Source organism: Marinobacterium jannaschii DSM 6295 (assembly GCF_000620085.1).
Classification (GTDB): domain Bacteria; phylum Pseudomonadota; class Gammaproteobacteria; order Pseudomonadales; family Balneatricaceae; genus Pontibacterium; species Pontibacterium jannaschii.
This window is the reverse complement of the sequence record NZ_JHVJ01000022.1, coordinates 101,555-127,110: the sequence shown is the minus strand read 5'-3', so window position 1 is coordinate 127,110 and position 25,556 is coordinate 101,555. Positions and strand designations below refer to the sequence as shown.

The 25,556-nt window shown below is 51.0% G+C and carries 26 protein-coding genes; 6 read left to right on the top strand and 20 right to left on the bottom strand.

Annotated elements, in window-relative coordinates:
- The 11 genes from Q354_RS0112465 to pseB all read right to left on the bottom strand — a co-directional run.
- Positions 1-270 (bottom strand): transposase domain-containing protein (locus tag Q354_RS0112465; RefSeq protein WP_027857894.1); only part of this gene is annotated, 270 nt, incomplete at its 3' end.
- Positions 271-509: 239 nt separating this feature from the next.
- Entirely contained in the window at positions 510-1,187 is a 678-nt protein-coding gene (locus Q354_RS0112460; RefSeq protein WP_036229656.1) for a PIG-L deacetylase family protein, read from the bottom strand.
- Positions 1,184-2,233, bottom strand: a complete 1,050-nt coding sequence (gene pseI / locus Q354_RS0112455; RefSeq protein ID WP_027857892.1) for a pseudaminic acid synthase — start codon at positions 2,231-2,233, stop codon at positions 1,184-1,186. Before pseI ends, Q354_RS0112460 begins: the two co-directional genes overlap by 4 nt.
- A gap of 13 nt (positions 2,234-2,246) precedes the next feature.
- Positions 2,247-2,915 carry a hypothetical protein gene (locus tag Q354_RS0112450; protein ID WP_027857891.1) on the bottom strand — a complete coding sequence of 223 codons (669 nt, stop codon included), beginning with the start codon at positions 2,913-2,915 and terminating at the stop codon, positions 2,247-2,249.
- Entirely contained in the window at positions 2,908-3,558 is a 651-nt protein-coding gene (locus tag Q354_RS0112445; protein ID WP_027857890.1) for a formyltransferase family protein, read from the bottom strand. Before Q354_RS0112445 ends, Q354_RS0112450 begins: the two co-directional genes overlap by 8 nt.
- Positions 3,518-4,636: a UDP-2,4-diacetamido-2,4,6-trideoxy-beta-L-altropyranose hydrolase gene (gene pseG, locus Q354_RS25615; protein ID WP_051560095.1), complete on the bottom strand. Its 1,119-nt coding sequence runs from the start codon at positions 4,634-4,636 to the stop codon at positions 3,518-3,520. Before pseG ends, Q354_RS0112445 begins: the two co-directional genes overlap by 41 nt.
- The gene (locus tag Q354_RS0112435) at positions 4,614-6,641 is read right to left on the bottom strand and encodes an aminotransferase class III-fold pyridoxal phosphate-dependent enzyme (protein ID WP_027857889.1); all 2,028 of its coding nucleotides are present in this window, start codon (positions 6,639-6,641) and stop codon (positions 4,614-4,616) included. The genes pseG and Q354_RS0112435 overlap by 23 nt, the downstream gene beginning before the upstream one ends.
- A complete protein-coding gene (locus tag Q354_RS0112430; protein ID WP_051560094.1) occupies positions 6,638-7,531 on the bottom strand; it encodes an aldo/keto reductase in 894 nt (297 codons plus the stop codon). Before Q354_RS0112430 ends, Q354_RS0112435 begins: the two co-directional genes overlap by 4 nt.
- On the bottom strand, positions 7,518-8,054 hold the full coding sequence (locus tag Q354_RS0112425; RefSeq protein ID WP_036229655.1) for a GNAT family N-acetyltransferase: 537 nt from the start codon (positions 8,052-8,054) through the stop codon (positions 7,518-7,520). Before Q354_RS0112425 ends, Q354_RS0112430 begins: the two co-directional genes overlap by 14 nt.
- Entirely contained in the window at positions 8,038-9,198 is a 1,161-nt protein-coding gene (gene pseC / locus Q354_RS0112420) for a UDP-4-amino-4,6-dideoxy-N-acetyl-beta-L-altrosamine transaminase (protein WP_027857886.1), read from the bottom strand. Before pseC ends, Q354_RS0112425 begins: the two co-directional genes overlap by 17 nt.
- Positions 9,199-9,205: 7 nt before the next feature.
- Positions 9,206-10,204 carry a UDP-N-acetylglucosamine 4,6-dehydratase (inverting) gene (gene pseB / locus Q354_RS0112415; RefSeq protein ID WP_027857885.1) on the bottom strand — a complete coding sequence of 333 codons (999 nt, stop codon included), beginning with the start codon at positions 10,202-10,204 and terminating at the stop codon, positions 9,206-9,208.
- A gap of 181 nt (positions 10,205-10,385) precedes the next feature.
- Here pseB and fliS point away from each other — a divergent pair, with 181 nt between their 5' ends.
- Complete coding sequence (gene fliS / locus Q354_RS0112410) at positions 10,386-10,781, top strand: flagellar export chaperone FliS (protein ID WP_027857884.1); 396 nt, start codon at positions 10,386-10,388, stop codon at positions 10,779-10,781.
- 102 nt (positions 10,782-10,883) lie between these two features.
- Here the strand turns inward: fliS and Q354_RS0112405 are convergent, their stop codons facing one another.
- The 8 genes from Q354_RS0112405 to Q354_RS0112370 form a co-directional block, all read right to left on the bottom strand.
- Positions 10,884-11,330: a hypothetical protein gene (locus Q354_RS0112405; protein ID WP_027857883.1), complete on the bottom strand. Its 447-nt coding sequence runs from the start codon at positions 11,328-11,330 to the stop codon at positions 10,884-10,886.
- A 186-nt stretch (positions 11,331-11,516) separates the two neighbouring features.
- Positions 11,517-11,681, bottom strand: coding sequence for a hypothetical protein (locus tag Q354_RS28260; RefSeq protein ID WP_156948311.1), 165 nt, complete (start codon positions 11,679-11,681; stop codon positions 11,517-11,519).
- A gap of 256 nt (positions 11,682-11,937) precedes the next feature.
- Positions 11,938-12,639: an ABC transporter ATP-binding protein gene (locus Q354_RS0112395; protein WP_027857882.1), complete on the bottom strand. Its 702-nt coding sequence runs from the start codon at positions 12,637-12,639 to the stop codon at positions 11,938-11,940.
- Position 12,640: 1 nt separating this feature from the next.
- The gene (gene livG / locus Q354_RS0112390) at positions 12,641-13,408 is read right to left on the bottom strand and encodes a high-affinity branched-chain amino acid ABC transporter ATP-binding protein LivG (RefSeq protein WP_027857881.1); all 768 of its coding nucleotides are present in this window, start codon (positions 13,406-13,408) and stop codon (positions 12,641-12,643) included.
- Positions 13,405-14,664 (bottom strand): high-affinity branched-chain amino acid ABC transporter permease LivM, encoded by a 1,260-nt coding sequence (locus tag Q354_RS0112385; protein WP_027857880.1) that lies wholly within the window; start codon positions 14,662-14,664, stop codon positions 13,405-13,407. Before Q354_RS0112385 ends, livG begins: the two co-directional genes overlap by 4 nt.
- Positions 14,664-15,590 carry a high-affinity branched-chain amino acid ABC transporter permease LivH gene (gene livH, locus Q354_RS0112380; protein ID WP_027857879.1) on the bottom strand — a complete coding sequence of 309 codons (927 nt, stop codon included), beginning with the start codon at positions 15,588-15,590 and terminating at the stop codon, positions 14,664-14,666. The genes Q354_RS0112385 and livH overlap by 1 nt, the downstream gene beginning before the upstream one ends.
- 242 nt (positions 15,591-15,832) lie before the next feature.
- Positions 15,833-16,951 (bottom strand): high-affinity branched-chain amino acid ABC transporter substrate-binding protein, encoded by a 1,119-nt coding sequence (locus tag Q354_RS0112375; protein ID WP_027857878.1) that lies wholly within the window; start codon positions 16,949-16,951, stop codon positions 15,833-15,835.
- 1,135 nt (positions 16,952-18,086) lie between these two features.
- Positions 18,087-18,614 (bottom strand): hypothetical protein, encoded by a 528-nt coding sequence (locus Q354_RS0112370; protein WP_027857877.1) that lies wholly within the window; start codon positions 18,612-18,614, stop codon positions 18,087-18,089.
- Between the two features lie 209 nt (positions 18,615-18,823).
- Between Q354_RS0112370 and Q354_RS0112365 the strand changes: the two genes are divergently transcribed.
- A complete protein-coding gene (locus Q354_RS0112365; protein WP_027857876.1) occupies positions 18,824-19,690 on the top strand; it encodes a LysR substrate-binding domain-containing protein in 867 nt (288 codons plus the stop codon).
- Between the two features lie 120 nt (positions 19,691-19,810).
- Here the strand turns inward: Q354_RS0112365 and Q354_RS0112360 are convergent, their stop codons facing one another.
- Entirely contained in the window at positions 19,811-20,830 is a 1,020-nt protein-coding gene (locus Q354_RS0112360; protein WP_027857875.1) for an aldo/keto reductase, read from the bottom strand.
- A 477-nt stretch (positions 20,831-21,307) separates the two neighbouring features.
- On the opposite strand from Q354_RS0112360, the gene Q354_RS0112355 reads away from it, so the two are divergent.
- The 4 genes from Q354_RS0112355 (at position 21,308) to Q354_RS0112340 (ending at position 25,525) form a co-directional block, all read left to right on the top strand.
- Positions 21,308-22,150, top strand: a complete 843-nt coding sequence (locus tag Q354_RS0112355; RefSeq protein WP_027857874.1) for a LysR family transcriptional regulator — start codon at positions 21,308-21,310, stop codon at positions 22,148-22,150.
- 47 nt (positions 22,151-22,197) lie between these two features.
- On the top strand, positions 22,198-23,535 hold the full coding sequence (dddP, locus tag Q354_RS0112350; RefSeq protein ID WP_027857873.1) for a dimethylsulfonioproprionate lyase DddP: 1,338 nt from the start codon (positions 22,198-22,200) through the stop codon (positions 23,533-23,535).
- Between the two features lie 360 nt (positions 23,536-23,895).
- Entirely contained in the window at positions 23,896-24,777 is an 882-nt protein-coding gene (locus tag Q354_RS0112345; RefSeq protein WP_027857872.1) for a glycine betaine ABC transporter substrate-binding protein, read from the top strand.
- A gap of 94 nt (positions 24,778-24,871) precedes the next feature.
- A complete protein-coding gene (locus Q354_RS0112340; RefSeq protein ID WP_027857871.1) occupies positions 24,872-25,525 on the top strand; it encodes an ABC transporter permease in 654 nt (217 codons plus the stop codon).
- Positions 25,526-25,556: the final 31 nt, after the last annotated feature.

Genomic DNA, 25,556 nt, shown 5'->3' with positions numbered 1-25,556 from the left:
TCGTGCCAACAGGTTCTCGTTTGCTAACCCTTGGGCACAGATATTGAGACGCCGGGCAACATCACCGATGGGTTCATCACGAAAGAGTGCCATACCCAAGACCATCCATAGAACCTGATCAGACGGTAGACGTCGTCGGCGAATACTCGCCTTGTCAGTCAGGGTCAGCGCTGACTCTATCCATTCAATCGGGATGTTCTGAGTGAAGGTGCTTTGATCTGAGAACTGGTGCAGCTCATCAATCTCAAGCAAGGTTTGGTGTAGGGGCATAAAAAAAATCCAGCAACCGACAGGGATGCTGGATTTTATTCAATTATGCCGTTTTTGGCTTAAGTGAACAGCATTGGCCGATAAGGCTGCTTTTTTGTGCTTTCTGGGTTTTATGTAATTTAGGGTGCTGGTTAATACCAGCCGTAATTTACGGTTAACCTGAGAAAGAAATTTGGCAAAGCCCATTTTAAGAAAATGTGATCTATAGAGAGTGGGCCAGTGGAGCTGTTTCAATCGGGTTAAATAATACACCTATGCAGTATGAAGGCCTCCGCGTACTTCGTACCTATGGCGTGCCCCCTGAATCGGGCCAGTGCTTCAACATTATCCAGGCTACGGCTATGCGGAGCAGGCCTCATCTCGCTTTCATAAGCCTTGAGCGCTTTCAGCTTGGCTGAAAAGTGTTTGGAAATATCGAAAAAGAAGTTAGGCTGGAATGGCGTAGTGCCCGGTGCCTGCCACTCGGTGCTGGAGAGTACTTCACAGCTCAGTATATTCTTGACGAAATAGCCTGGTTGCGGTCTGCACGCAGTCATCACCGCCTGGAAAGTTAAGCGGTGGTCAATATTCAGGTCGCCGGAGTGATGAGTAATGATAGTGTCAGGCTTAATCTCAACAAGTAACTTTTCAAGCGCTTTGACCAGGGTTAGTAGCGGTATCTTGTCCATCTCATTATCTGGAAAGCCAAGGAAGTAGGGCCGTGAAGAGCCTAATGCTTCCGATGAAGCTACCGCAGATAGCTGTCTCTTCCCGATATCGGAGGCTATGGCCTCATAACGGGCAGTTTCACCGTCCGATAAGAAAATGGTATGAACCTTTTTACCAGCCTCGCATAACCTGGCAATGGTTCCGCCGCAGCCAAGCACCTCATCATCTGGATGAGCAACGATAATCGCTATGTTTTCTGAGGTGATCATGGTTCTATATCTTCCCACTGAACTGATGTCCCGTAGGCAATATCCCTCGCTACTTTGCGCCCTATAAGCTCTTTCAGGTATTTAGGTGCAATCCCGTATCCTGGACGAATCCTGCGAATCGCTGCCTCGGTAATTGTATCGCCAGCTTTGAGGTCTTTGACGAAATATAGCGACCGTCTGAATTTGATGCTCGAATTCTCGGCGGGTTTAAGCTCATATCCTGGCTGACCCAGGGCATCAAAGGCCTGCCTGGATTGTTGTACTAATTGAGAAAGCTCATCAGGCTCCAGTGAAAATTCACTATCGGGCCCTTTATCTGACCTGCTTAGCGTGAAGTGCTTTTCTATAATTGAAGCTCCGAGCGCGGTAGCGGCGATTGCGGTCAGGTTTCCGATAGTGTGGTCTGATAATCCGATAACAGTATCGAATCGGCTACTCATATCGCTAATGGTACTTAAATTAGCTTGATTGACGGGGCTTGGATAACCGCTAACACAGTGAAGAATTGCAAGCTCATTACAGCCGCTTTCACGGGCTGTAGAGATGGCTTCTTGTATTTCCTCTAAGTTGGCCATCCCTGTGGATATGATAAGCGGCTTACCGGTACTTGCCGCATAACTGATTAGCGGTAAGTCGGTAGATTCGAACGAAGCAATTTTGTAGGCAGGGGCATTTAAGTCCTCAAGCATGTCTACTGCTGCTTCATCAAATGGTGTTGAGAAGATAGTTATCTGCTGTTTTGCCGCAAAGTCAAAGATAGGCTTATGCCACTCGTATGGTGTTTGAGCCCATTTGTACAGATCATAGAGCTTGAAGCCGTCCCAAAGCCCACCCTCAACCATAAAATCGGGCTGACTCGAGTCAATGGTCATAGAGTCGGCCGTGTAGCTCTGAATCTTAATGGCGTCTGCACCGCACTTGGCAGCCATGGCTATGGTATCCAGGGCCCTTTGCAGGTCGCCGTTATGATTTGCTGATAGTTCCGCAATAACATAAGGGGGATGACTTCCCCCTATCTGCCGACCATTAATAGAAAATTCTGTCATAGTATTGGCCTTCTCATACTGTTGTAACTTTCACTTCGGCGCTGACTTCGTCGCCATTTATTTTTGCATTTGAAAAGGTATACCTACAACCATCATGCTCGATGTAAGCACGAGGGTAACCCTCGGCATCCAGCATTCTAATAAAGTCGTAAAGCTCTTCTCCGTTCATCCCGCTGGGGATTCTGCTCATATGAGGCTGGCGTCGAGTGAAATAGGTTACTTCTCCTTCCTGTGGCTTACTGCTTGGCCAGCAGTGCACCATATCAACAATAATCTCATAGGCGACTGTATTCATTCTGCAATATATCTCTTCTGCGCTGCCTGCCAATGATAAAGGGCGCTTGCAATATACTGGGCCGCCGTCGATCTCGCTTGTCATCTCGAGAGCGCTAAGAACGGTTTCTTTAAAGCCCCGGAGGATCAGATTCTGTAGTGGACTTCCTCCCCGGCCATAGGGCAGGTCGGTCATATGGAAGCATACGCAGCGGTATTTTTGGAGAATGCTGTCTTTAACGATCCACCGCCAGTGGACAAAAAATATAGCCTCGATGCCTGGTGACAGCTGGGCTACCAGCTCGTCAGGGCTTGAAACGAGGATAAAGTCAGCCTGATCAGCAAGAGCGGACTTTGAAAGCTCATTTCCACCCCAGGAGGCTGCATTCGCAATAATATACTTACTCATCACTAAACTCTTCGATTTTAAGCTTATACTTCTTCCCTCTATAGAAGAAGAAGGCTGGATAACGTTCGTTATCCACCACTCTCAATAGCTCAAACTGACTTGCAATAGTTTTAGTTACATCAATCTCGCTATCAGAAGGGGTTCTTCGTTTATAGAATGACCCGCCTTCTGGCTGATCGGTCGGGTTTATGTGGCAGGCGTTGGTTAATGCATCTATGCACATACTCTCAGTCACGTTACCCTGAATATTACGCCACTCGGAGCAGAGTTCCGTGCCTGCCAGCTTAATACGCTTCTTAAGCCAGATCCTCCCCGAATCTGCTCCGCCTGATGCTTCAAACAGTGTAAATGTTATTTCATCTGAGCCTTCGAGTATTTGCCATGCCATAGGAGCAAAGCCCTTGCCTTGAGGTAGATCGCTTTCGTGTACTACAAGATTATGCGTGCAATATTCAAGCTCGCTATCTGACAGTAGTTTTGTGAATCCCAAAATAAAGCAAATCCAGGAGTTTTCAATCTCATCTGCAGAGAAAACTATTTTACATTCGTAGCCGAGCCCGAAAATTTTCTCGGATAGGGATCTGGCATGAGGGAGTATCCAGCTAGATGGCTCTGTCAGTATTACGATTTTTTTTGAGTTCATAGTTTTCTATGGCCTTTACTACTCGTAGAGCCCCTTTCCCATCGCATACTTTCAGGCAGCGCTCGACCATTCCTTTATAATCATGATTTATTCTGGCTATAGCGCTGCGAATCTCTCCTAACGAAAGGGTGTCGATTGTTACTGCGATATTATGGGACTCTAGTTTATTCGCTATATATCTCTGATTCTGTGCGAATGGAAAAACTATTGACGGTATACCCAAAATGCAGCGCTCCCAGCTCATTCCTCCGGGAGCTCCTATTGCTAAATCGGATTCTGCCATCACTTTTGCTATATCGCTGGCGTTCAGGTATAGGTCAACTTTTTCGGAGTTTCTATATTGAGCTACGATTTTTTCTGCGTCTTTGTTATTGGACGTTATCAGGACTATGATCTTTTTTATATCTTCAAGATTTACTGCTATGTTCAATGCGGTCAGGGTAAGCCCTTGGGGATCGCTCCCACCAAAGCAAACAAGAACAGAGCTTGCGCTGCCTGCATTTTTCTTTCCATCTACTGATACGGTTCTCTGCTTTATAAATTCGTTTCTCAACAGGATGAAAGCAGGTCCAAGCAGATGTAATGTTTTTGAAGTGGTCAGGTCTTGATAGTCTGATATTTCTCTACCAAGGTTTGGGTCTAGTAAAATCTCACAGTTGTGTTTGTTTTGAGCTTTATCATCTAATACCAAGAGGTTTTTGCTGAAACCGTAGGCTTCTGATTCCCAGCGATAATCTATGGCGTAGTGGTCGACCACCAGCCACTCAAGCTGCCTTTTGGCGAGGCTGGTCCGGACCTCGCTCAGGTCTAGTCCCCAGGCACATCCTAGCCATTGTGCTTCACTGCCGCCTGTTGGAGTGGGTATCCAGGGCAGGACTATTACTTCAAAGCTGAGCTTGCGTATATATTCAATTAGGTTTCCTTCAAAAGGACGACAAATGAATGTGCATCTATGTCCCCGCTCTCTTAGTTTATCCGCAAGAGTCAGGCAGCGCATGATGTGGCCGCTGCCTATCCTAATTGAAGCGTCAGCCCTGAAGCCTATATTGAGTGCTTCAGTTAAGTCGTTTGAAGCCATTATGACAAACAGGGCCTTCGATTAATTTATGGAAGTCGTCGCACTCGTAGTGTTTGCTTAGTTCTTCAAAAACTTCTTCTATATTTTCAAAATAGGTATTTAGTATATCTTCTTTATGCTCGGTGCATACGTACAGGCTTGTTGAAGCCAAAAAGCCCCGCTTTAGCATTTCCTGAGTGATAAAGGTCTTATACAACAGGTTATTTTCACTGTTAAAGCTAAAGCCTGTTAGTGCCGGTATACCGTGTGTACTAATGTTTAGGCCGTATTTTTTACCGAGTTCCAGCCATTTATCTGTGATAGCTTCGCCCGTTTTTGTGATGTAGTCCCACGACTTCTCGGCTTCCATGATTTCCAGGGTTTTTAGCGCCGCCGTCGGGCCTATTCGCTCAGTCCAGAAAGTGCTGCTAATGAATGTTGACTGAGCGGCCTCCATTATATCTCTCTTACCAATGGTTGCTGTAATCGCGTAGCCATTTCCAAGCGTCTTCCCGAATATTGCCATATCCGGGGTTATTCCATATATCTTATGGATGCCGCCAAACGATTGCCTGAAACCTGAAGTACTTTCATCAAAAATAAGAACTATGTTATGCCCGTCTGCCAGTGCTCTGACTTTGTTTAAAAAGTCATCTTTTGGCCGCTCATTCCGTTGAACTTCCATTTTTATGACGCCAATGTCATTGTTCTGGACGAGTTGGAGCAGGCCCTCGAAGTCATTGTATTCGAAGGTCAGCACGGAGCCCCTTAGTGATTGGGGAACGCCTTTCGGAGCCAGGCCTGGTAGCAGGTGGCCTGATAGTTCTTCTTCACTGCTAAGATTTGCTGATAAGTACCAATCATGCCAGCCGTGATAACCACAAACGGCTACCTGGTCCTTGCCCGACGCGGCTCTCGCTATCCGAATTGCAATTGCATTTGCTTCGCCACCGGTGCGGGCGAAACGGGCCATGTCAGCCCAGGGATGAATCTCTACTAACTTTTCCGCGAGAAATACTTCTTCCGGACAGTTTAAGGTGGACATATTGCCAAGAGAAGCGGCTTGTATTACAGCCTGGTCTACTTCTGCCCGGTTATAGCCAAGTGTATTTGTGCCTATGCCCATGATAGACATATCAATAAACTCATTCCCATCTAGGTCCCACACCTTGCAACCCGATGTTTTTGAGAAGTAAGAAGGCCACTGTTCCGGCAAGAACATTTCAGGTCGCTTCGAAAGTAGCATGTTGCCGCCAGGGATTACTTTCTTTGCCCGGCGCCATAGCTTCTGGCCGCTTACAAGCTTCATTCCTTCATTCCTCTTATGATTGCTATTGTGGCTGAATAGCTCGCTATTTGTTGTTGCGAGTGTGAGAACCTGCTGCCAGTCGAAGTCTACCCGAGGGCTAAAGTGCTCAAACACTCCCTGAATGACTTTAAAGTCTTCTGGTTCGTCGACAGTCCAGCGCATATCTGAATAGTCAGTATTTAGTGCAACGTTCAGGCGTTTAACTTCAGGGCTACTTCTAAGCCAGGTGGTGACGTGCTCTCTGTCTGAGGATTTTATGGTTGATACCTGAGCTTTTTCCAGGGCACTCATGGAGAAGACCTCAACATCCAGTCCATCGGGGTATGTTGGCGGTTCAATATTCGATACGTAGTCGGCGTCAGAGTCTAAGTGGGTTGCGATTACCTTATCTACAATGTCAGCAGAGACTAGTGGGCAGTCTCCTGTAATGCGCACTACGGTTTCAGCCTTATATTCTCGAGCACACTCAACGTATCGTTGTAATACGTCATCTTCGGATCCTGAATATACATCGTAGCCCAGAGACTCTACATGTGACTTGAGAGCCTTATCGATACTATTGTCTGTTGTAGCTAAAACAATTCGCGTAAGGTGCTTCGAGTGACTCAGCCTCTCTAAAAGCAGGGATATAAGTGATCTCCCCAGAATTGGCTTAATGACTTTATTTGGCAGCCTGGTTGAGCCTAATCGGGCCTGAACTATAGCGATAATGCTCATGAGAATTTCCAGTTTGATGGTGCTATTAATTTCTCATTACTACTAGATGGAAGGTCTAGTATATTTATGCTTGCTGTCTTGGTTGATTCAACAGCATTCAGAATTCCAACTAGGTTGTCTAAGCTGTCAATGCCTATAACGACTTTATCCAGATGTGGAACCTGCTTAATGAAGCTAATGCAGCCTTCAATTGGCGTGAGGTCATTACTCCGGAGGAAGTTATGCCAAGCGTCAAGAATAGAGAGCCATTGGTGAAAGTAAGGTGGGAGGTCGCTTTTACTCATAAGGAGTAGCCCTTGAAGAAAAATTGATCTTGCATGAATCTCAATCTTTCTTTCTGCTAAAGACGTAATTGAGCCTGAATCCAGAAACCGCCTGTCAAATGTATTAATAGGCAATTGTACAATGTTTAGTAATTTGAAGCGTTCTAATATTTCAAGCTCAGCTGGGTTGTAAACTGATATGCCAATTTTTTTCACTAATCCACTGTCCACTAAGGCATTGAGTGCCTCATACAGGCATTGTCCTATCTTTTTATCTGATAACTGGTTTGGTCTATGGAGTAGCAGAGCGTAAAGCTGGTGGCAGCCCAGCTTCCGGATGCTGTCTCTTGCCTGATTTTCCACCCATTCCTTAATATCGCCCGTGCCATCTGGTATAGGCGGAAGTTTGGTTACAATATCAAACGGGTTGCTGTGGAATGGCTCGATGGCATTGCCAATTGCACTTTCGCTTGAACCGTAAAGCTTAGCCGTATCTAATGTCCGGATGCCGCTTATATAAGCATGTCTTAAAAGCTGTCTGGCGTCCTTAACTATACCGGTGGTGTTATTTATTCCATAGTCCAGGCCAAATTGAGCACCACCTATCGCAATCTTATCTGGTGTCACCAAATTCCTCCTTTAGCAGGGAAAGCCAAAAACACCCTTGTCTTTTACCGTCCAGCTCTACACTTTTCCGAAAGAAGCCTTCGACCGTATAGCCATTTTTCAGAAAGGCTCTTAGCGACCCCGTATTTTCTTCGTAGCAGCCGGCTTCAAGGCGCGTTAATTCTAGGTGTCTGAATGAGTATTTAGAGATGAGGTGAATCGCTTCACTACCTATACCCTTTCCCCAATAGTCTCTATCACCAATCAAAAGGCTTACCTGGCCGCTTTCGTATCTATCAATGAAGCCAACCTTAATATTTCCGATGTGTTTGTCGGAGGAGAGGGAAAAAATACCAAATATGTGGCTGTTTTGATCTGCGTCCACGGACGCTAAAAACTCGACGCAAGATTCACGGCTATGGGTTTGATGGCGTACTTCTAAAAACCTGTTTACCTTGGGGTCGTTAAGCCATGATACGTACTCATCGGAAACATCATCCAGTCCCAATGGCCTAATATATATCTGTTTAGAGAGCAGCTTCATTAATAGCGTCCTTCAGGTAGCGGCATACCCTGCTTTGGTCTTCTTTTGATAGTTGAGGATGAAGGGGTAAAGTGATGCAGCTATTATAGTATGCTTCAGCCACAGGGAAGTCCCCTTTCTTGAAACCTAATTTCCTGAAATAGGGCTGTAAGTGTATAGGGATGTAGTGTACGTTTACGCCGACACCAGCTTCTTTCAGTTTTTGGAAAACGTATTTTCGTTTGTCGGGAATAGTAGTGAGTTTGATTGAAAATAGGTGATAAGCAGATTTATAGCCTGTATCTACAAATTGTGTGCTAATCACGCTGGAGTCAAACTGGGCGTTGTATAGATTGGCTAGCTCGTTTCGGCTGTTTACATAGCTGTCTAAGCGTTTCAGCTGGCTTTCTCCCAGAGCCGCATGGATATCAGACATCCTGTAATTAAATCCCAGGTTTTGTTGCTCATAATACCAGGGTGAGGCGTCATGAATTAATTTTCCGGGATCCCGGGTTATGCCGTGTGACCTTAGCTCTAAAACCTTTTTAAACAGTTTCTCGCTAGTCGTTGTTATAGCACCGCCCTCCGCGGAAGTAATGACTTTCACCGGATGGAAGCTGAACACCGTTATATCGCTATACCTACAGTCACCGATTTTAGAGTTGAAGTAACTTGCTCCGATTCCGTGAGCGGCATCTTCAATAATATGAAATCCGTAGGAATCGGCAAGCTCCCTTATTTTTTTCAGATCGCAGGGCAGGCCGCCAAAATGTACCGGAATTACTACTTTTGGTAATTTTCCGTTTGCTTTGGCGATAGAGAGTTTTTCCTCGAGTCTATCCGGGCACAGGTTGTAGGTGTTTTCATTGATATCTACGAAATCAATACTTGCTCCGCAATAGAGTGCACAATTCGCCGATGCTACGAAAGAGATGGGAGATGTCCACACATAGTCACCCGGCCCTACACCTAGAGCAAGGCAAGCAAGATGAAGGGCGGAGGTCGCACTGTTTACGCTTGCGCAATAGGATGCCCCACAGTAGCTGGCTAATGCACTTTCAAAGCGCTCGGTAGCGGGTCCTTGCGTCAGGTAGCTTGAGCTTAAGACCTCTACTACGGCATCGATATCTTCAGCTGTAATATGCTGGCGCCCATAAGAAAACATCTTAGTTCTACTCCGCTGACTGGTTAAAAGAAGTGATCTCTTGTGGTGACAGGAAGTCAGCATTATTGCCAGAGTTGTATTCGAAGCCCTGTTTGACCGGACTGCCTGTTTCTCCAAGATTATTAGTGGCGAAATTATTGCTTCTGCTGGTAAAGGTTATTGTCGGGCGTATCACATAGTGATCGTCAAACTCTAACGTCAGATGTGAATCATCTGACGGGCACATAATTTCGTCCAGTTTTTCACCAGGCCTTATCCCTACGATTTCATGCGCGATGCCCGGTGCCATTGCCTCGGCGAGATCGGTGATCTTCACAGAAGGAATCTTGGGGACGAAAATCTCGCCGCCCTGCATGCGGGCAAAATTCTTCAGCACGAAATCTACACCTTGTTGCAGCGTGATCCAGAAGCGCGTCATGCGTGGGTCTGTAATCGGTAGGGATTCAGCTCCTTCATTGATCAGTTTGCGGAAGAAGGGCACTACAGAGCCACGTGAACCGACGACATTGCCATAGCGCACCACGCTGAAGCAGGTAGGATGCCCCCCGGACATATTGTTAGCCGCGACGAACAGTTTGTCGGAGGCCAGCTTGGTCGCTCCGTAAAGGTTGATCGGATTGGCTGCCTTGTCGGTGGAGAGCGCAATGACCTTTTCGACATCGTTGGCCAGGGCTGCATGGATCACGTTCTCAGCGCCATGGATGTTGGTCTTGATGCACTCCATCGGATTGTATTCAGCGGCGGGGACTTGTTTCAGGGCCGCAGCGTGAATAACGTAGTCTACGCCCTGCATCGCTTGCGTAAGGCGCTCTTTGTCCCGCACGTCGCCGATAAAGTAGCGCATGCAGGGGGCGTTGAACTCCTGCTGCATCTCGAACTGCTTGAGCTCGTCCCGAGAGTAGATGATGATTTTTCTCGGTGAGTAGTGCTTCAGAAGCGTTTCGGTGTAACACTTACCGAATGACCCGGTGCCACCGGTGATGAGTATAGATTTATCATTAAACATAGCGGGCTTCCGATGCAGTGACTGACGGAGTTAAAAAGGGTTATCGGCCGTGAAACGGTGAATTGTAGGGCTTAAAATACCGTCTAAAGGAATGCCTTTGTATGCCGATAGCTGTTACCAGTGGGGCGAAGGTGCTCCAGGCGACGCATTCAATTATAAGTTTTTGTTTCAGAGGTTCCAGATGAGCGTAAACCTTAATGCATTAAAACAGTACCAGAACGTGAACCTGCGTGCTGCGGTAGAGTCGGCCAGCCCGCACCAGCTGATTCTGATGCTGTTCAATGGGGCTTTGGAAGCGTTGGTCAAAGCGAAGTCCTCTATCGAACGCAAGGATATCGAGACGCGTACCCAGCAACTGAACAAGGCTAATGATATCGTGCTGGCGTTGCAAGACTATCTCGATCATGAACAGGGCGGCGAGATTGCGGAGAACCTGAATGCGCTTTATGACTACATCGCACGAGGGATTGCGACGGCTAATCGCGAGAACAACCCTGAGAAAATTCAGGAGCTGATGAACCTGATTCTGGAGGTGAAGCAGGGCTGGGAGCAGATGCCGATGGAGCATCGTCAGTAGCTCTGTAAGGCTCTACAATACAATGTGCTAAAAAGCCGACGTGATGTCGGCTTTTTTATGTCTGATCACTACGCATAGCACTTGCGTGTAGGCTCTCTATGACTACAGGAATTGCCACCAGCGTGCTAGCTTTCTTTGTGGGACGCTCTGCAGTACCTCTTCGAACAGCTGATCCATATGCTCCATATGGTGGACTTTGATCGCCTGCTCGTCGGAGTAGATCTTAAACTCTTTGATCGATCCGCCTGAGGTCTTGAACAGGGCTATATGGAACTGGCGCAGGTCGATATTGTCCTCCTCCTGTCCGTGATATAGGAAGCTCATGATCGGACCGTCCAGCTTTAGTTCAAGGCTTCTGATACGCTGCAGCTCCTGCCACTTTTTGCCAGCTGTTAGGGCGAGTACCAGAACAAATAGGATCAGGGCGAGCTGGGGTGTGATCCAGTTTACGGAAACAAGCACGGCAAAGAGTCCGGCAAGGCCGATGAGCTGTTCCAGTTTTTCGAACAGGAATTTTACGGTTGCCTGACGGCTGGTTTTATAAGTCACTGTCTGAGTATACCTGTGTGTCGATCGCTACAGGGTATATCAGTTTATCCAGAATTCGCAGTCAGTTCTTGGGGCCAGGGGAGGGCTGTCGCTGGGGCCAGGAGACTCCGTACCGTTTCGCTGCACAGTCAGCAAAACGGTACGGGAATGTGCATGGAGGGTGCACAATTACATAATGGCATAGGGTTACTCTTCCAGCAGACCGGTTTCTATGATCTGTCGGGTCAGCTCGCTGGCTTCAATACGCTCAGCGAGGGTTGGATCGGGTAGTTCCTCTGTCTGAAAGTTAAGAGAGTGGAGCGGAAAGTACTGTTCCGACTGACGGCTGTAATCAATGTTGGGCTCGTGCATCAAGGCTTCCTTTGCTGATGACCACTTGCAAAGCAGGTGATTCACAGGTTTTGTTATTTTTGTTGCCTGAGTGATCGATTAAAAAATGATCAGGAAGAAATATTAATAAAACATTCGTTTAGTGAAAGCCAGAGCTGCTTTAGTTCGATTGATTATAAAACGATCGTTTTTTAATGCGTGTTTTTTGTATGGTTATTTCGCGTACGCAAAAAAATAGCCGCTGGAGTAGCGGCTATTCGACGTACAGGAGGGGGCTTTAACCACCCAGATAGGCTTGCTGCACGGCTTCGTTAGTCAGCAGGGCATCGCCACTGTCTTCCAGTACCACGCGGCCATTTTCCAGCACATAACCACGGTCTGCGATACGCAGTGCCTGGTTGGCGTTCTGCTCGACCAGGAAGATGGTTACGCCCTCATCCCGCAGCTTCTGGATGATATCGAAGATCTGCTGGATGATGATCGGTGCCAGACCCAGCGAGGGCTCGTCCAGCAGGATCATGCGCGGTTTTGACATCATGGCACGGCCAATCGCGAGCATCTGCTGCTCGCCGCCCGACATGGTGCCTGCACGCTGGCTGAAGCGCTCACGCAGGCGCGGAAAAAGTTCCAGCACGTGCTCGGCCGTTTCAGCGGCTTCGGCCTTGCTACGATAGTAGGAGCCCATGTAAAGATTCTCTTCGACCGTCAGGCCACTGAAGACGCGACGCCCTTCAGGTACGATCGCCAGGCCTTTCTGCATGATCTTGGCGGTCGTCAGGCGGCTGATATCCTCTCCGTCGAAGTGAATTTTGCCGCTGCTGGCCTGGGGATCTCCGCAGATAGTCATCATCAGGGTGGTTTTACCGGCACCGTTCGCACCGATCAGGGTAACAATCTCTCCCTTCTTTACCTCTACGGAGACATCGTGCAGGGCCTGAATCTGACCATAATGGGTATTGATGTTGTTAATTCGCAGCATCTTACTCTTCCCCCAGATAGGCTTTAATCACGTCCGGGTTGTTCTTCACTTCATCCGGGCTGCCATCGGCCAGTGGAGTCCCCTGGGCGATGACGTAGATGTGATCAGAGATGCCCATTACCAGCCCCATATCGTGCTCAATCAGCAATACGGAGATTTCGTGTTCATCACGCAGCTTGATGATCAGCTCATCCAGCTCTTTGGTCTCGTTCGGGTTAAGGCCCGCTGCCGGTTCGTCCAGCAACAACAGCTCGGGCTGGGTCACCATGCAGCGCGCAATCTCAAGGCGTCGCTGCTGGCCATAGGCCAGATTCCCCGCTTCGCGGTTGGCAAACTCCAGCAGATCGACCTCTTTCAGCCAGTGTACGGCACGATCCATCGCTTCCTGTTCCAGGCGGCGGTAGTTGGGAGTCTTAAACAGGCCGGAGATTAAGTTGGTATTGAGGTGACGATGCTGGGCAACCAGCATGTTCTCAATCACTGTCATCTTGGAAAACAGGCGCACGTGCTGGAAAGTACGTACCAGCCCCTGGCGGGAGATCTGGTAGTCCTTGAGGCCGGCAATCTGTTTGCCATTAAACATCACGCTGCCATCGGACGGAATGTAGAATCCGGACAGGCAGTTAAATACGGTGGTTTTACCCGCGCCATTCGGACCGATAATCGATACGATCTGGCGGTTTTTCACGGTTAGGTCAACGCCATTCACCGCTACCAGGCCGCCAAAACGCATGGTCAGGCCATTTACATCCAGCAGTAGCTGACTCATTGTTTTAACTCCAGGTGTGGACGCTTCATCGGTACCAGACCTTCAGGTCTCCAGCGCATCATCAGAACCATCAGCAATCCGAACAGCAACATGCGGTATTCAGAGAACTCGCGCGCCAGCTCCGGCAGTATGGTCATCACGATGGCCGCGAGGATAACACCGACCTGAGAACCCATGCCGCCCAGCACGACGATCGCGAGGATGATGGCGGACTCTATAAAGATGAAGGATTCCGGGCTGATAAAGCCCTGGCGTGCAGCGAAGAAGGAACCGGCGAAACCTGCTGTGGATGCTCCCAGGGTGAACGCGGAAAGTTTGATTGCAGTACGGTTCAGACCCAGAGAACGGCAGGCGATCTCATCATCACGCAGTGCTTCCCAGGCGCGTCCGATCGGCATCCGCATCAGGCGGTTGATGACGTAGATCACGAACAGCACCAGCAGCACGGCGATCAGGTAGAGGAAGATCACCTTGTAGCTGCTGGAGTAATCGATACCCAGGAACTCATGGAACGGTACGTTGCCTTCCTCCTTGGCGCGGCGGGTAAACTCCAGGCCGAACAGGGTTGGCTTGGCGATACCTGAGATACCGCTGGGACCACCGGTAACGGCAGACCAGTTGTTCAGCAGGATTCGGATAATTTCACCGAAGCCCAGCGTTACAATGGCGAGGTAGTCGCCACGCAGGCGCAGTACCGGGAAGCCGAGAATAAAGCCGAACAGCGCCGCCATACCGGCAGAGATCGGCAGGCAGGCCCAGAAGGATAGGCCGAAGTATTCGGACAGTAAGGCGTAGGTATAGGCGCCCACAGCGTAAAAGGCCACGAAGCCCAGATCCAGCAGGCCTGCCAGGCCTACCACGATATTCAGGCCCAGCCCCAGCATGATGTAAATCAGGGTCAGGGTCGCCAGATCGACAGATCCACGGGAGACCATGAATGGCCAGATCAGCATAATGACGACGACCGCAGCGATCAGCCAGGGCTTCAGGGTCGCCATTTTGCGCTCTTCAGGCAGCATCGCGCCGAGGTTTGGCTTGGGAATCTTGCCAAACATCGCATCGATCTGACTGGAGAACAGCTGGGAGAAGAATACGATTGCGATACCCAGGCCGATCCAGCCCCACTGCTCAGCGGTGGCGCCTTTTACCGCCAGCTGGGCACCTTCATTATCCAGCTTAATGCCGATCATCAGGCAGGCCAGGATCAGGGTGATGCCTGCCGCGAAGATCGCGTTGTAGAACTTACTGTTGCTCATCAGACTTTCTCAACCTCCGGTTTACCCAACAGACCACTTGGGCGGAACAGCAGGATCAGTACCAACAGGCTGAAAGCCACCACATCTTTGTATTCGGAAGGGAAGAACGCCGCCGTCATCGCCTCGGTCACACCAAGGATCAGGCCACCCAGCATCGCGCCCGGAATAGAGCCGATACCACCCAGCACCGCCGCAGTGAATGCCTTCAGGCCGGCGATAAAGCCGACAAACGGGTTTACCACGCCGTAATAGAGGCTGAGCAGCAGGCCGGCGATTGCCGCCAGTGCGGCACCTATGATAAAGGTCAGGGCGATAATACGGTTGGTATCGATGCCCAGCAGGTTGGTCATACCCAGGTCTTCAGAGCAGGCGCGGCAGGCGCGGCCCATGCGGGATCGGGAGATGAACAGCGTCAGGCCGATCATGGTGATCAGCGTGGCAGCCCAGATCAGCAGCTGCATATAGGAGATGGACACTTCAAACACTGAAGGGTCGCCGAAGTTCCAGCCTCCGGTGACCTGAGGTGGCAGCGCCACATCACGGGAACCCTGTGACAGCACCACAAAGTTCTGCAGGAAAATAGACATACCGATCGCGGAGATCAGTGGAATCAGTCGGTTGGAGCCGCGCAGCGGGCGATAGGCTACTCGCTCGACCGTCCAGCCGTAGGTACTGGCGATGACCACAGCGACAACCAGCGCGATGATCAGGATAACAGGTAAGCTCACCAGACCCATGCCCATCAGTCCCGCGATGACAATGAATGTCACGTAGGAGCCGATCATATAGATCTCGCCGTGGGCAAAGTTGATCATACCGATGATGCCATAAACCATTGTGTAGCCGATGGCGATCAGGGCATAGGTGGACCCGATGGTCAGCCCGTTAATGAGCTGTTGCAACAGATAGAGAGAAAGTTCTGACATTTTCCAGGGACCAGATTACTCGACGCCCGGGTGAACAGGATACAGACTCAGCGCAAACCGGTTATTACCGGTAACAGACCTGACGGCATCCGGGCCGGGAGCAGGGTAGTAAAAGCGCAAATACCGGGCCATCCGCTGGCCCGGCGATAATTGAGGCGTATCCACTTCACCTTAACTCCGGATCACGGAGCCGGGTGTCAAAGGCCTGCGTGCGGCAGGCCCTCTGTTTAATGGATGAAAATTTATTTAGCCGGTGTTTTGGAACCGTCTTTGTGCAGCTCGTATACCAGGAAGGTAGATTCAGTCAGATCGCCTTTAGCGTCGTACTTAACCTTGCCGATAGAAGTATCGAAGCTGGTTTCGCGGATATGATCAGCCAGTTTGAACGGATCAGTTTCGCCGGTCGCCTTGATAGAGTCAGCCATTACCTGCACGGCTGCATAGGCCGTGAATACGAATGGACCTGTCGGATCTTCGCCTTTGGCTTTGATCGCGTCTACACGGGCCTGGTTAACCGGGTTCTGGTCAAAGCTCTTCGGAGCTGTCGCCAGGACGCCTTCGGACGCTTCACCGGCGATTTTTGCCAGGTCTGCGTTTACGATGCCTTCAGGTCCCATAAACTGAGCGCCAAATCCCTTTTCCTTAGACTGACGCAGGATCAGGCCAAGTTCAGGGTGGTAACCACCGTAGTATACGAAGTCGATATTGTTTTTCTTCAGCTTGGCAATCAGCGCCGAGAAGTCTTTGTCGCCAGGGGTGACACCTTCAAACATGGCCGGCTTCATACCGGCAGCTTCCAGCTGGCCTTTAACCGTGGTTGCCAGACCTTCGCCATACTGCTGCTTGTCATGTACGACAGCGATACGGGCAGGCTTTTCCTTGTTGATGATGTAGTCAGCGGCCAGGGTGCCCTGCAGGCTGTCCAGACCGATGGTACGGAATACCAGCTGCAGGCCTTTCTCGGTGATAGAAGGAGAGGTGGATGCGGCTGTGATCATCAGCACGCCTTCTTCTTCATAGATGTCAGTCGCAGGTTCTGTAGATGAAGAGCAAAGGTGACCAACAACGTGCTGGATGCCGTCGTTGACGATCTTGTTGGCTACGGCAACGGCCTGTTTCGGGTCACAAGCGTCGTCGTAAATAACACCTTCAAGCTGCATGCCGTTGATGCCGCCTGCTTTATTGATGTCTTCAATCGCCGCCATGACGCCGATTTTCTGCATATCACCATACTGTGCCACAGGGCCGGTTGCCGGTCCTGCCAGACCGATTTTCAGTGTTTCAGCGTTTGCTGCGGAAACAGCGCCAGCCAGTGCAATAGCAGTGCTCAGGGTCATGAGCTTTTTGGTGATTTTCTTCATCACGTACCCCTTATTTTTTTAATCAGAGCGCCCTTATGGGGATGGCTCAAATTGGGTTGTTAAATCAATCGGGAACAAAGATAACCTCACAACGGGAGCTTAACAACGATTGGCCTGGTTAATATCTGACCGCTCAAAAACTCTGCCAGGTTAATAAGCCGCTGTTAAGCCACGTTTTTTTTATAACTTGTTGTTTGTTAAGGAAAAAAATTGATCTGGTCTTGATGCTGAATTAATGCTCTATATTTTTGTTCTTTTTGGTATTATTGGCTGTCTTTTTGGTTTTTTTGCAGTTAAATATCCTGCCTAAATCTGTTTTAGCGAGAGTGTGTGAGGAGTGTTTAGCTGAGCTATAGATTGTTTTATTGATTACACACTGACGGCGATATATCGCAATTTACCGGGATAGACTGGCGATTTGACGGTTTTCGGACTGATTTTTGCGCACTAAGTCAGGAAAACTACGTAAGTTCTTAGATTGGAGAAGAGTCTGTGTGAAGGGGGTATTTTGAGTTTATTTTCTGAGCAATGATTTCTGAAAAGTTTATTTTTCTGCAAGATTGGCTTGCTTTAGAATATATTATAAATATCGGTAATCGGTAATACTACGTAGGGCTGGGCGAGGGGATAAACCTGATACCGTCGGTCTTTGTCCTATTAGTCCTGAGATTGTAGTCCTGAGATTGTTGGATGGGACGATATTCAATACAGCTTTGGCTGCTCCGGCATTTAAATATCCTGAGGCACTTACTGATATCGGCAAACTCCGGTCGTGAGTCGTTATCACCCGTCGGTAATTTCACCGGCTTTCGCTATTGTAGCGCCGCTTTATGACGGATCGTATCAAGCTGCAGCTTAAGACAGCTCCCTCTCAGGCTCGCTATCTCTGTAAGCTTCACGGACCAGTAGAGTTCTCAATCTGTAATAGGTTCCATCAGAACTTCACCCTGACGTCAGGTGGTGATCATAGGCCGCCTGACCCGGAGGGCTATAGCAGCATGGCTAAGGCTCAATCGCGTCGAAAGTTATTGTGTTGCTGCTTTGCGATTCCGATAGATACTGCGGTGGGTACTCGGCAGACACAGGCATGTCGAAGGAGGATGGTGCTGAGTCGTTTCAGCCTTTTGCTGTGCTGTTAGTTACCTGCCTGGCCGTCGGCAGGAGCGTGAAAAAAAGCAGCCTTATTCATCCGGCTGCTCTCTCTGAGTAGCCGGGTGAGCTTCAGCGCGGCCTGAGCCTGTTGCTGATCTAATTGCTTTACACTCAGTATTCCGAGGCGATAGACCTGCTGCAGGTAACCAGACTGCTCCAGGGCAGATGGCAATGAGAGCAGGGTGTCGTCCGCTTCTTCGGCGTTCATACCGAACTGACAGCGTAGCGCCTTATGCAGGCCAAGACGATAGAGTAAGGGGGCTTGCTCCTGACCGGCGCTGATCTGCTCCAGAGCTCCGGCAAAAAATATCAGTGCGCAAAGCCAGCTTTGTTCATTCTGAGCCAGTTCTTCAGGCCTCATCGAAGCCATCTGGCGGTTAAAAAAGCGATAGAAGCTCTCATGGTTGAGGTTGACGGATTCCTGCAGTGACAGGCTCCAGTTCCCCGGCTGTGGATCAAAGTCGATGTAGGGCTTCAGCTCGCAGGCTTCAAACAGGATGGCAGAGTTCATAGCGATTGGCGTCAGTGATTGGGTAAAGAAATGGAGGCGGTATATATTGCTGTGTCAGTGCCCGCCAACCTGAGTATATAAGGTGTCATAAGCGATCATTGTTCTCAGTACGACGGTTCCGGTCGGGCAGAAAGTTTTTAATCGATTGGCGCTATTATCCGGTATAAACTCAGCGCTTTAATACTGTCGGCAGATAAACAGCCTGTATCATGCGCACATTACCCTCACTAACCGCCCTGCGGGTGTTTGAAGAAACCGGCAAGCACCTCAGCTTCACCCGGGCCGCCCAGGAACTGCATGTTACCCAGGGGGCGGTCAGTCGTCAGGTTAAGCAGCTGGAGGACTACCTCGGTACCGCTCTCTTTATCCGCCACCATCACCGGCTGGAGCTGACTGATGCCGGACGTCAGCTGCTGCCGCAACTGGCCCAGTCTTTCAACCTGATGGAGAACGCCCTGCAGCAGCTGCGTGATCCCAATCAGCGCCAGAAACTCAATATCCTGGTGCCACCGACCTTTTCTACCCGCTGGTTGGTGTCACGCCTGGCCGACTTCCGCAAGCGCTACCCGGAACTGACCCTGTCGGTGAAAGACAGTCAGGGGGAGGAGGGCAGTTACGACTGTGTGATCCGCTTTGGTCGCACTGCCCAGCCGCGTTGCTATAGCGAGTTGCTGATGCTGGAGCGCCATGTGGCGGTATGTGCGCCGCAATTGCTGGATGCAAACGGCGAGCTCGACCTGGCACAGCAGAGTTTGTTGCATATCCTACATAAGGGACGGCCGCTGGAGGTCTGGCAGGCCTGGCTAAGCGCGGCAGGTATCGAGGGAATCGATCCGAATCAGGGGATGGAGTTCAGTACCCTGGATCAGGTGATCAACGCCGCCGTAGCGGGGGCCGGCCCTGCGATTATAGACCGTACTATGATCACTAAGGAGCTGAACGCCGGTACATTGGTGGCCTTCAGTGATATCGAGGTGGACGGACCTTTTGGCTACTGGCTGGATGTCTCACGTGACCGGCAGGGACTGGCGAAAGTGATGCGCTTTACCGAATGGCTGCGCGATAGTTCCAAGTGACTTTTTGTTGTCTGACGCCGGTGCGAATTGCTCCGGTCAGCCTGCTGTGAATACTGATTGCATAAAAAGAAAATCCGGGCTTAGAGCCCGGATACCTGAAAGGATTATAACTGCGCAGAATTACTTCGCGAAACGACCCTGAGCCGGACGAGGCGAGCGTGGGATACGCTTGCCTGCGGTGTAGTCGGTGATCAGGTCGCAAGGCGTGTAGTTACGCTCCAGCTCGTAGATCTCCTCTTCATCCAGCTTGGTTTCCAGTGCCGCCAGGGCGCTGTTGAATTGCTCTTGAGTATCCGCACCGACCAGCATGCTGCTGACTTCCTGCTTCTGCAGCACCCATGCCTGGGCGATCTGTGCAGGCGTGCAACCGCGGGCTTCAGCAACGCGGGCAACCGAGCCGGAGATATCCAGGGTAGCCTGGTCGTTGTACATCTCCTGGGTGAAGAAGTCGGTCTTATTGCGGTTGGAGTTCATATCGCAGGTCAGGGTGCCGCGGGCCAGTGGGCTGAATACGGACACACCGATGCCCTGATCCATGCAGTAAGGGATCATCTCCCGCTCTTCCTCGCGGTAAGCGCAGTTCAGCTGCAGCTGCATGTTGATCGGGCGTGCCCAGCCGTTCATATCGCAAACGTGCAGGATCTTCGCCAGCTGCCAGGTGTTCATGGTGGAAACACCGATGTAGCGTGCCTTACCGGAACGGACGATATCGTTCATTGCCGCCATGGTCTCTTCAACCGGTGTTTCGGTATCGAAGAAATGCAGCATGTAGATATCGACGTAATCCATCTTCATACGGCTCAGAGAGGCGTCGATGCTGTCCATGATGTGCTTGCGGGAGTGGCCCTGGGCGTTGATATCGTCGCTCATGGCATAGCCGCATTTGGTGGTGATCACCAGGTCTTCGCGGCGAGCGGCGCGGCGCAGGACATTACATACAACCTCTTCACCGGCACCGGTCGAGTAGAAGTCAGCCAGATCGATAAAGTTAACGCCGCTATCCAGCGCGTGCTCAATGATCGGTGCGGATTCACGCTCGTCGTAGATCCATGGTTTCCACTCTTTGGAACCCATGTTCATGGTGCCCAGGCAGAGACGGGATACTTTCAGGCCGGAGTTGCCAAGTCGTACGTATTGCATAGATTTCTCTCTTGTTGTTTTCACAGCGGCAGGCTGAAAGCTGATAGCCCCGTTCCCCGATACCGGCTGCGTTGAATAAGTTGGATTACGAATCGAAATTCAATGAAGGGAAATTTGTCAGTTTTACCGAAACCGCAAAAGCGACATAAAGTCATTTGCGCATTCAAAAAAGTCATAGGCAGCGACCGGATAAGCACATCTGTCAGCGTTTTTACTCGCTCTGTTGTGGCTTCTGTCAGGCGCTAAGCGGAGGATGGTATTGCGCTGAATATCTGATCGCGTCAACCCGATGACGTGATCAGATACTATCGCTACGGGGTAGGTTGCTGCGTTTTCTTCTCTTTTTGTAGTTAACTATCTGAATTAAAAAGAAAAAATCAACGTATGTTCACTAATTAACACCTATGTGTATCCCATAAAAACGAAATAGTTGTATTGTTATATCGATTATTCCGATTGAAGAGAGGGCTTCTCAGGATGAATATTGAGCACGTTCGCGCCTTCCTGGAGGTGGCCGCCAGCGGTAGTTTCCAGCTTGCAGCAGAGCGGCTGCACATTACCCAGTCGACCATCAGCGCCCGCATTAAAGCGCTGGAGGAGCGGATGAACCAGCAGTTGTTGGCACGGCGGCGCAGCGGTATCCAGCTGACCCGGGCCGGGCGGCTGTTCCATCGTCATGCGCTCAAGCTGGTCAGTACCTGGGAGCAGGCGCGGCATGAAGTGGCCCTGTCCGAGGATAAGGATGCGATGGTCAGCCTCGGACTGCAGCTGCATGTCTGGAAGGCGCTGACACCACGCTGGCTGGACTGGATGGAAGAGCATGCGCCTCACGTGGCAACCCAGGTGACGGCGGATTACTCCGATCACCTGTGGCAGCAGCTGCGCGAAGGTTTGCTGGATATGGCGGTGGCCTACGACCCGCGCCACAGCCAGGACCTGCACATAGAGGTCTTTAATGAGACCCGGCTGATACTGGTGTCGACCGAGCCGGGCAAAGTGAAGGGCGATCCGCTGCATAACTATGTCTTTGTCGACTGGGGGCGGCTTTTTCGTGATGAACATAGCAAGGCGCTGGCGGAAAAAACCGAGCAGCGTCTGTCGGTAGGGATGGCCGATATCGGCCTGGATTTCATCCTGACCCATGGCGGCGCCGGTTACTTCGATATCGAGGTGATCGGTGAGTTGATTGAACAAGGTGTGCTGCACCCGGTGGCAGGTGCCCCGAAGATATTGCAACCGATCTATCTGGTTTACTCCCGCAGTCGTGGTGAGGAGGCCAATGTAAAAACTGCACTGGCGGGGCTGAAGCGTCTGAGGTGATCGCAGGCCATGCCAGGACAACAACAATAAAATCCTGAGGTTTTGGCATGAGTCCTAATCCATTTTCAGTATCCAACCGCAAGATCGATCCGACCCGCCGCCGTGGCGGGGCGCTGAAACCGGATGGATCGCCCAATGACAATGACCGGGTTGAGATCGGGCCAACCGATCTGGCCTTCAATGAGTGGGAGGAGCTTGGGCTCATCACACCCAACCTGGCGCGCATGCGTGAGTATCGTCTCAACCGTATCGTCGATCAGCTGAAGAAGCGTGATCTGGCCGGGGTTCTGCTGTTCGACCCGCTGAATATCCGTTACGCCACCGATTCCACCAATATGCAGCTGTGGATCACCCATAACCATGCCCGGGCCTGCTATGTCTCGGCTGAGGGCTATATGATCCTGTGGGATTTCCACAACTGCGACCATCTCTCTGCGCACCTGCCGCTGGTGCGTGAGCTGCGCGGTGGCGCTTCCTTCTTCTATTTCGAGACCGGTAACAAGACCGAGCAGCATGCGGCCCACTTTGCCGCTGAGATCGATTCGATCATCCGTGAGCATGCCGGTGATAACCGTCGCCTGGCAGTGGATAAGATCGAGATCGCCGGTCTGCGTGAGCTGGATAAGCTGGGTATCGAAACCTTCGATGGCCAGGAGGTGATGGAGCTGGCCCGAGCGGTGAAAAACGTCGATGAGATCAATGCCATGCGTTGCTCTATCGCCTCGACCGAGATCGCGATGGCCAAGATGCAGCAGGTCACCGTGCCGGGCGTAACTGAAAACGATATCTGGTCGGTGCTGCATGCGGAAAATATCCGCCGTGGTGGCGAGTGGATCGAGTGTCGTATTCTCTCATCCGGTCCACGTACCAACCCCTGGTTCCAGGAGTGTGGGCCCCGCGTAGTGCAGGAAGGTGAACTGCTGGCCTTTGATACCGACCTGATCGGTCCTTACGGTATCTGTGCCGACCTTTCCCGTACCTGGCTGATCGGTGACGGTGAACCGACGGCAGAGCAGAAGCATCTCTATCAGGTGGCCTATGAGCATATCCAATACAACATGGAGATCCTCAAGCCAGGTATGAGCTTTAGCGAGGTGACCGAAGCGGGCTTGCTGCTACCTAAAGAGTTCCGTGACCAGCGTTACGGCGTGATGATGCACGGAGTTGGTCTTTGTGATGAGTATCCATCGATCCGCTATCCGGAAGACCTGGAGTGCCACGGGTATGACGGTGTGCTGGAGCCGGGGATGGCGCTCTGTGTCGAAGCCTATGTCGGTGCTGTTGGCGGTGGCGAAGGGGTGAAACTGGAAGACCAGGTGATCATTACCGAAGATGGCTTCGAGAACCTGACCCGCTATCCATTTGAAGAAAAATTTCTTAAGTAAGCGACTGATTTAAAAATACTCTTTCGAGCTTCTGTCGAAACTAAAAAGACTGCTTCTGCGCTGCCGGGAGCGGTCTTTTTCTGCTGAATTTTCTCTCCGTACCACGACCCAATAGGCATGACTTTAAATCATGCCTGAATGACTTAAAGTCGTTTTTGCTTCTGCCGGAGCCGTGTGACATTGCTTCTCAGGCTGATCTGCCAGCGGGCAATCAGCGGCATGTTCTGGTTCCCATAACCGCCAGCGCCGGGCAGACGAGACCCATCCCCGGGAACTGCTGCAGGGACACTCTGCTGCAAAGCGGTTTTGGCTGAACCCGCATACCGACAACAAAAATAATCAAATAGAGGTAGTGGAATCATGTTTAAGAAACTCTCCAAACAGCTGGCATCCGCCGTCCTGTGCAGTGCAATCGCTTCAACCGCCTGGGCGGCCGATAAGGTGGTCGTCGGGGGTAAGTTCTTTACCGAACAGTTCCTGCTCTCGGAGATGACTACCCAACTGCTGAAGGCGAGCAACATCCCGGTGGAGCAGAAAACCGGTATGGGCAGTTCCCTGGTACGAAAGGCCCAGGAGAATGGCGAGGTCGACCTGTATTGGGAGTACACCGGTACTTCACTGGTGGTCTACAACAAATTCAAACAGCGTCTGAACTCCGAGCAGACCTACAGCAAGGTTAAGGAGCTGGACGCTAAGAAAGGCCTGGTATGGCTGCAGCCATCCAAAGCGAACAACACCTTCGCCCTGGCTGTGCGTAAGAATGGCAACTCCATCTTTACCCTGTCAGATATGGCCAACGCCTACAAATCCGGCGCTGAGCTGAATATGGCGGGTACCGCCGAGTTTATCGGTCGTTCTGATGGTATCCGCAGCCTGCAGAAAGCATACGATTTCCGTGTGCCACGCAGCATGCTGAAATCAATGGAAGCGGGCCTGACCTACAGCGCGCTGAAAGATGAGCTGGTGGATATCGCCCTGGTCTTCGCGACCGATGGGCGCATCGCTGCTTTCGACTTCTACCTGCTGGAAGATGACCTGCAGTTCTTCCCTGATTACGCCGTGGTGCCTGTGGTGCGTGAAGAGGTGCTGAAGCAGTACCCGGAGATCGAAGCCAAGCTGAATACCCTGTCCGCCGCCCTGGATGACGAGGTTATGCAGCGTCTGAACGCCAGCGTCGATATCGACAAAAAGCCGGTTGAGGAAGTGGCGACTGCCTTCCTGAAAGCGCAGAACCTGCTGTAACCGTCCGTGCCCAACCCCTGCAATGGCAGGGATTGGGCGTCTCATACCCCTGCCGGGCTGCGTGCCCGGTCAGACTCTCTATGAGTATCCGGCTATGAATCTGATCGATTATTTTCTCCAGAACCAGGATCTGGTGCTGATGCGCACCTTCGAGCATATCGCCCTGGTGGCCTGTGCCGTGGGGCTGGCAATACTGGTGGGTGTCCCTACCGGTGTTGCCATTACCCAGAATAAGCTGATCGCCGATATGGTGCTTTATCTGGGCTCTGTGGTGATCACCATTCCATCCATCGCCCTGTTTGGCCTGATGATTCCGATCCTGTCGCAGATCGGACAAGGGATCGGCTATGTCCCGGCGGTGATCGCCGTGTTCCTCTACGCCCTGTTGCCCATTGTGCGTAACACCTATACCGCCATTACCGATGTCGATCCGGCCCTGCGCGAAGCGGCCCGTGGTGTAGGCATGAGCGCCCTGCAGCGCCTCTACAAGGTTGAGATCCCGCTCTCTCTGCCGGTGATTATGGCAGGTGTCCGCTCCGCCGTGGTGATCAATATCGGCGTGATGGCTATCGCTGCCTATATTGGCGCGGGTGGCCTGGGCAGCATAATCAGCCGTGGCATCTCCCAGAGTGATCCGGTGCAGATCTTTGCCGGTGCGATCACCGTCAGTGTGCTGGCAATTATCACCGATGGCGCGCTGTTTCTGCTGCAGAAGAAAGTTACCCCGCCGGGGCAGGCGAGCCACTGAGGCCGCCTGCGGCGATCGAATTGAAAAGGTA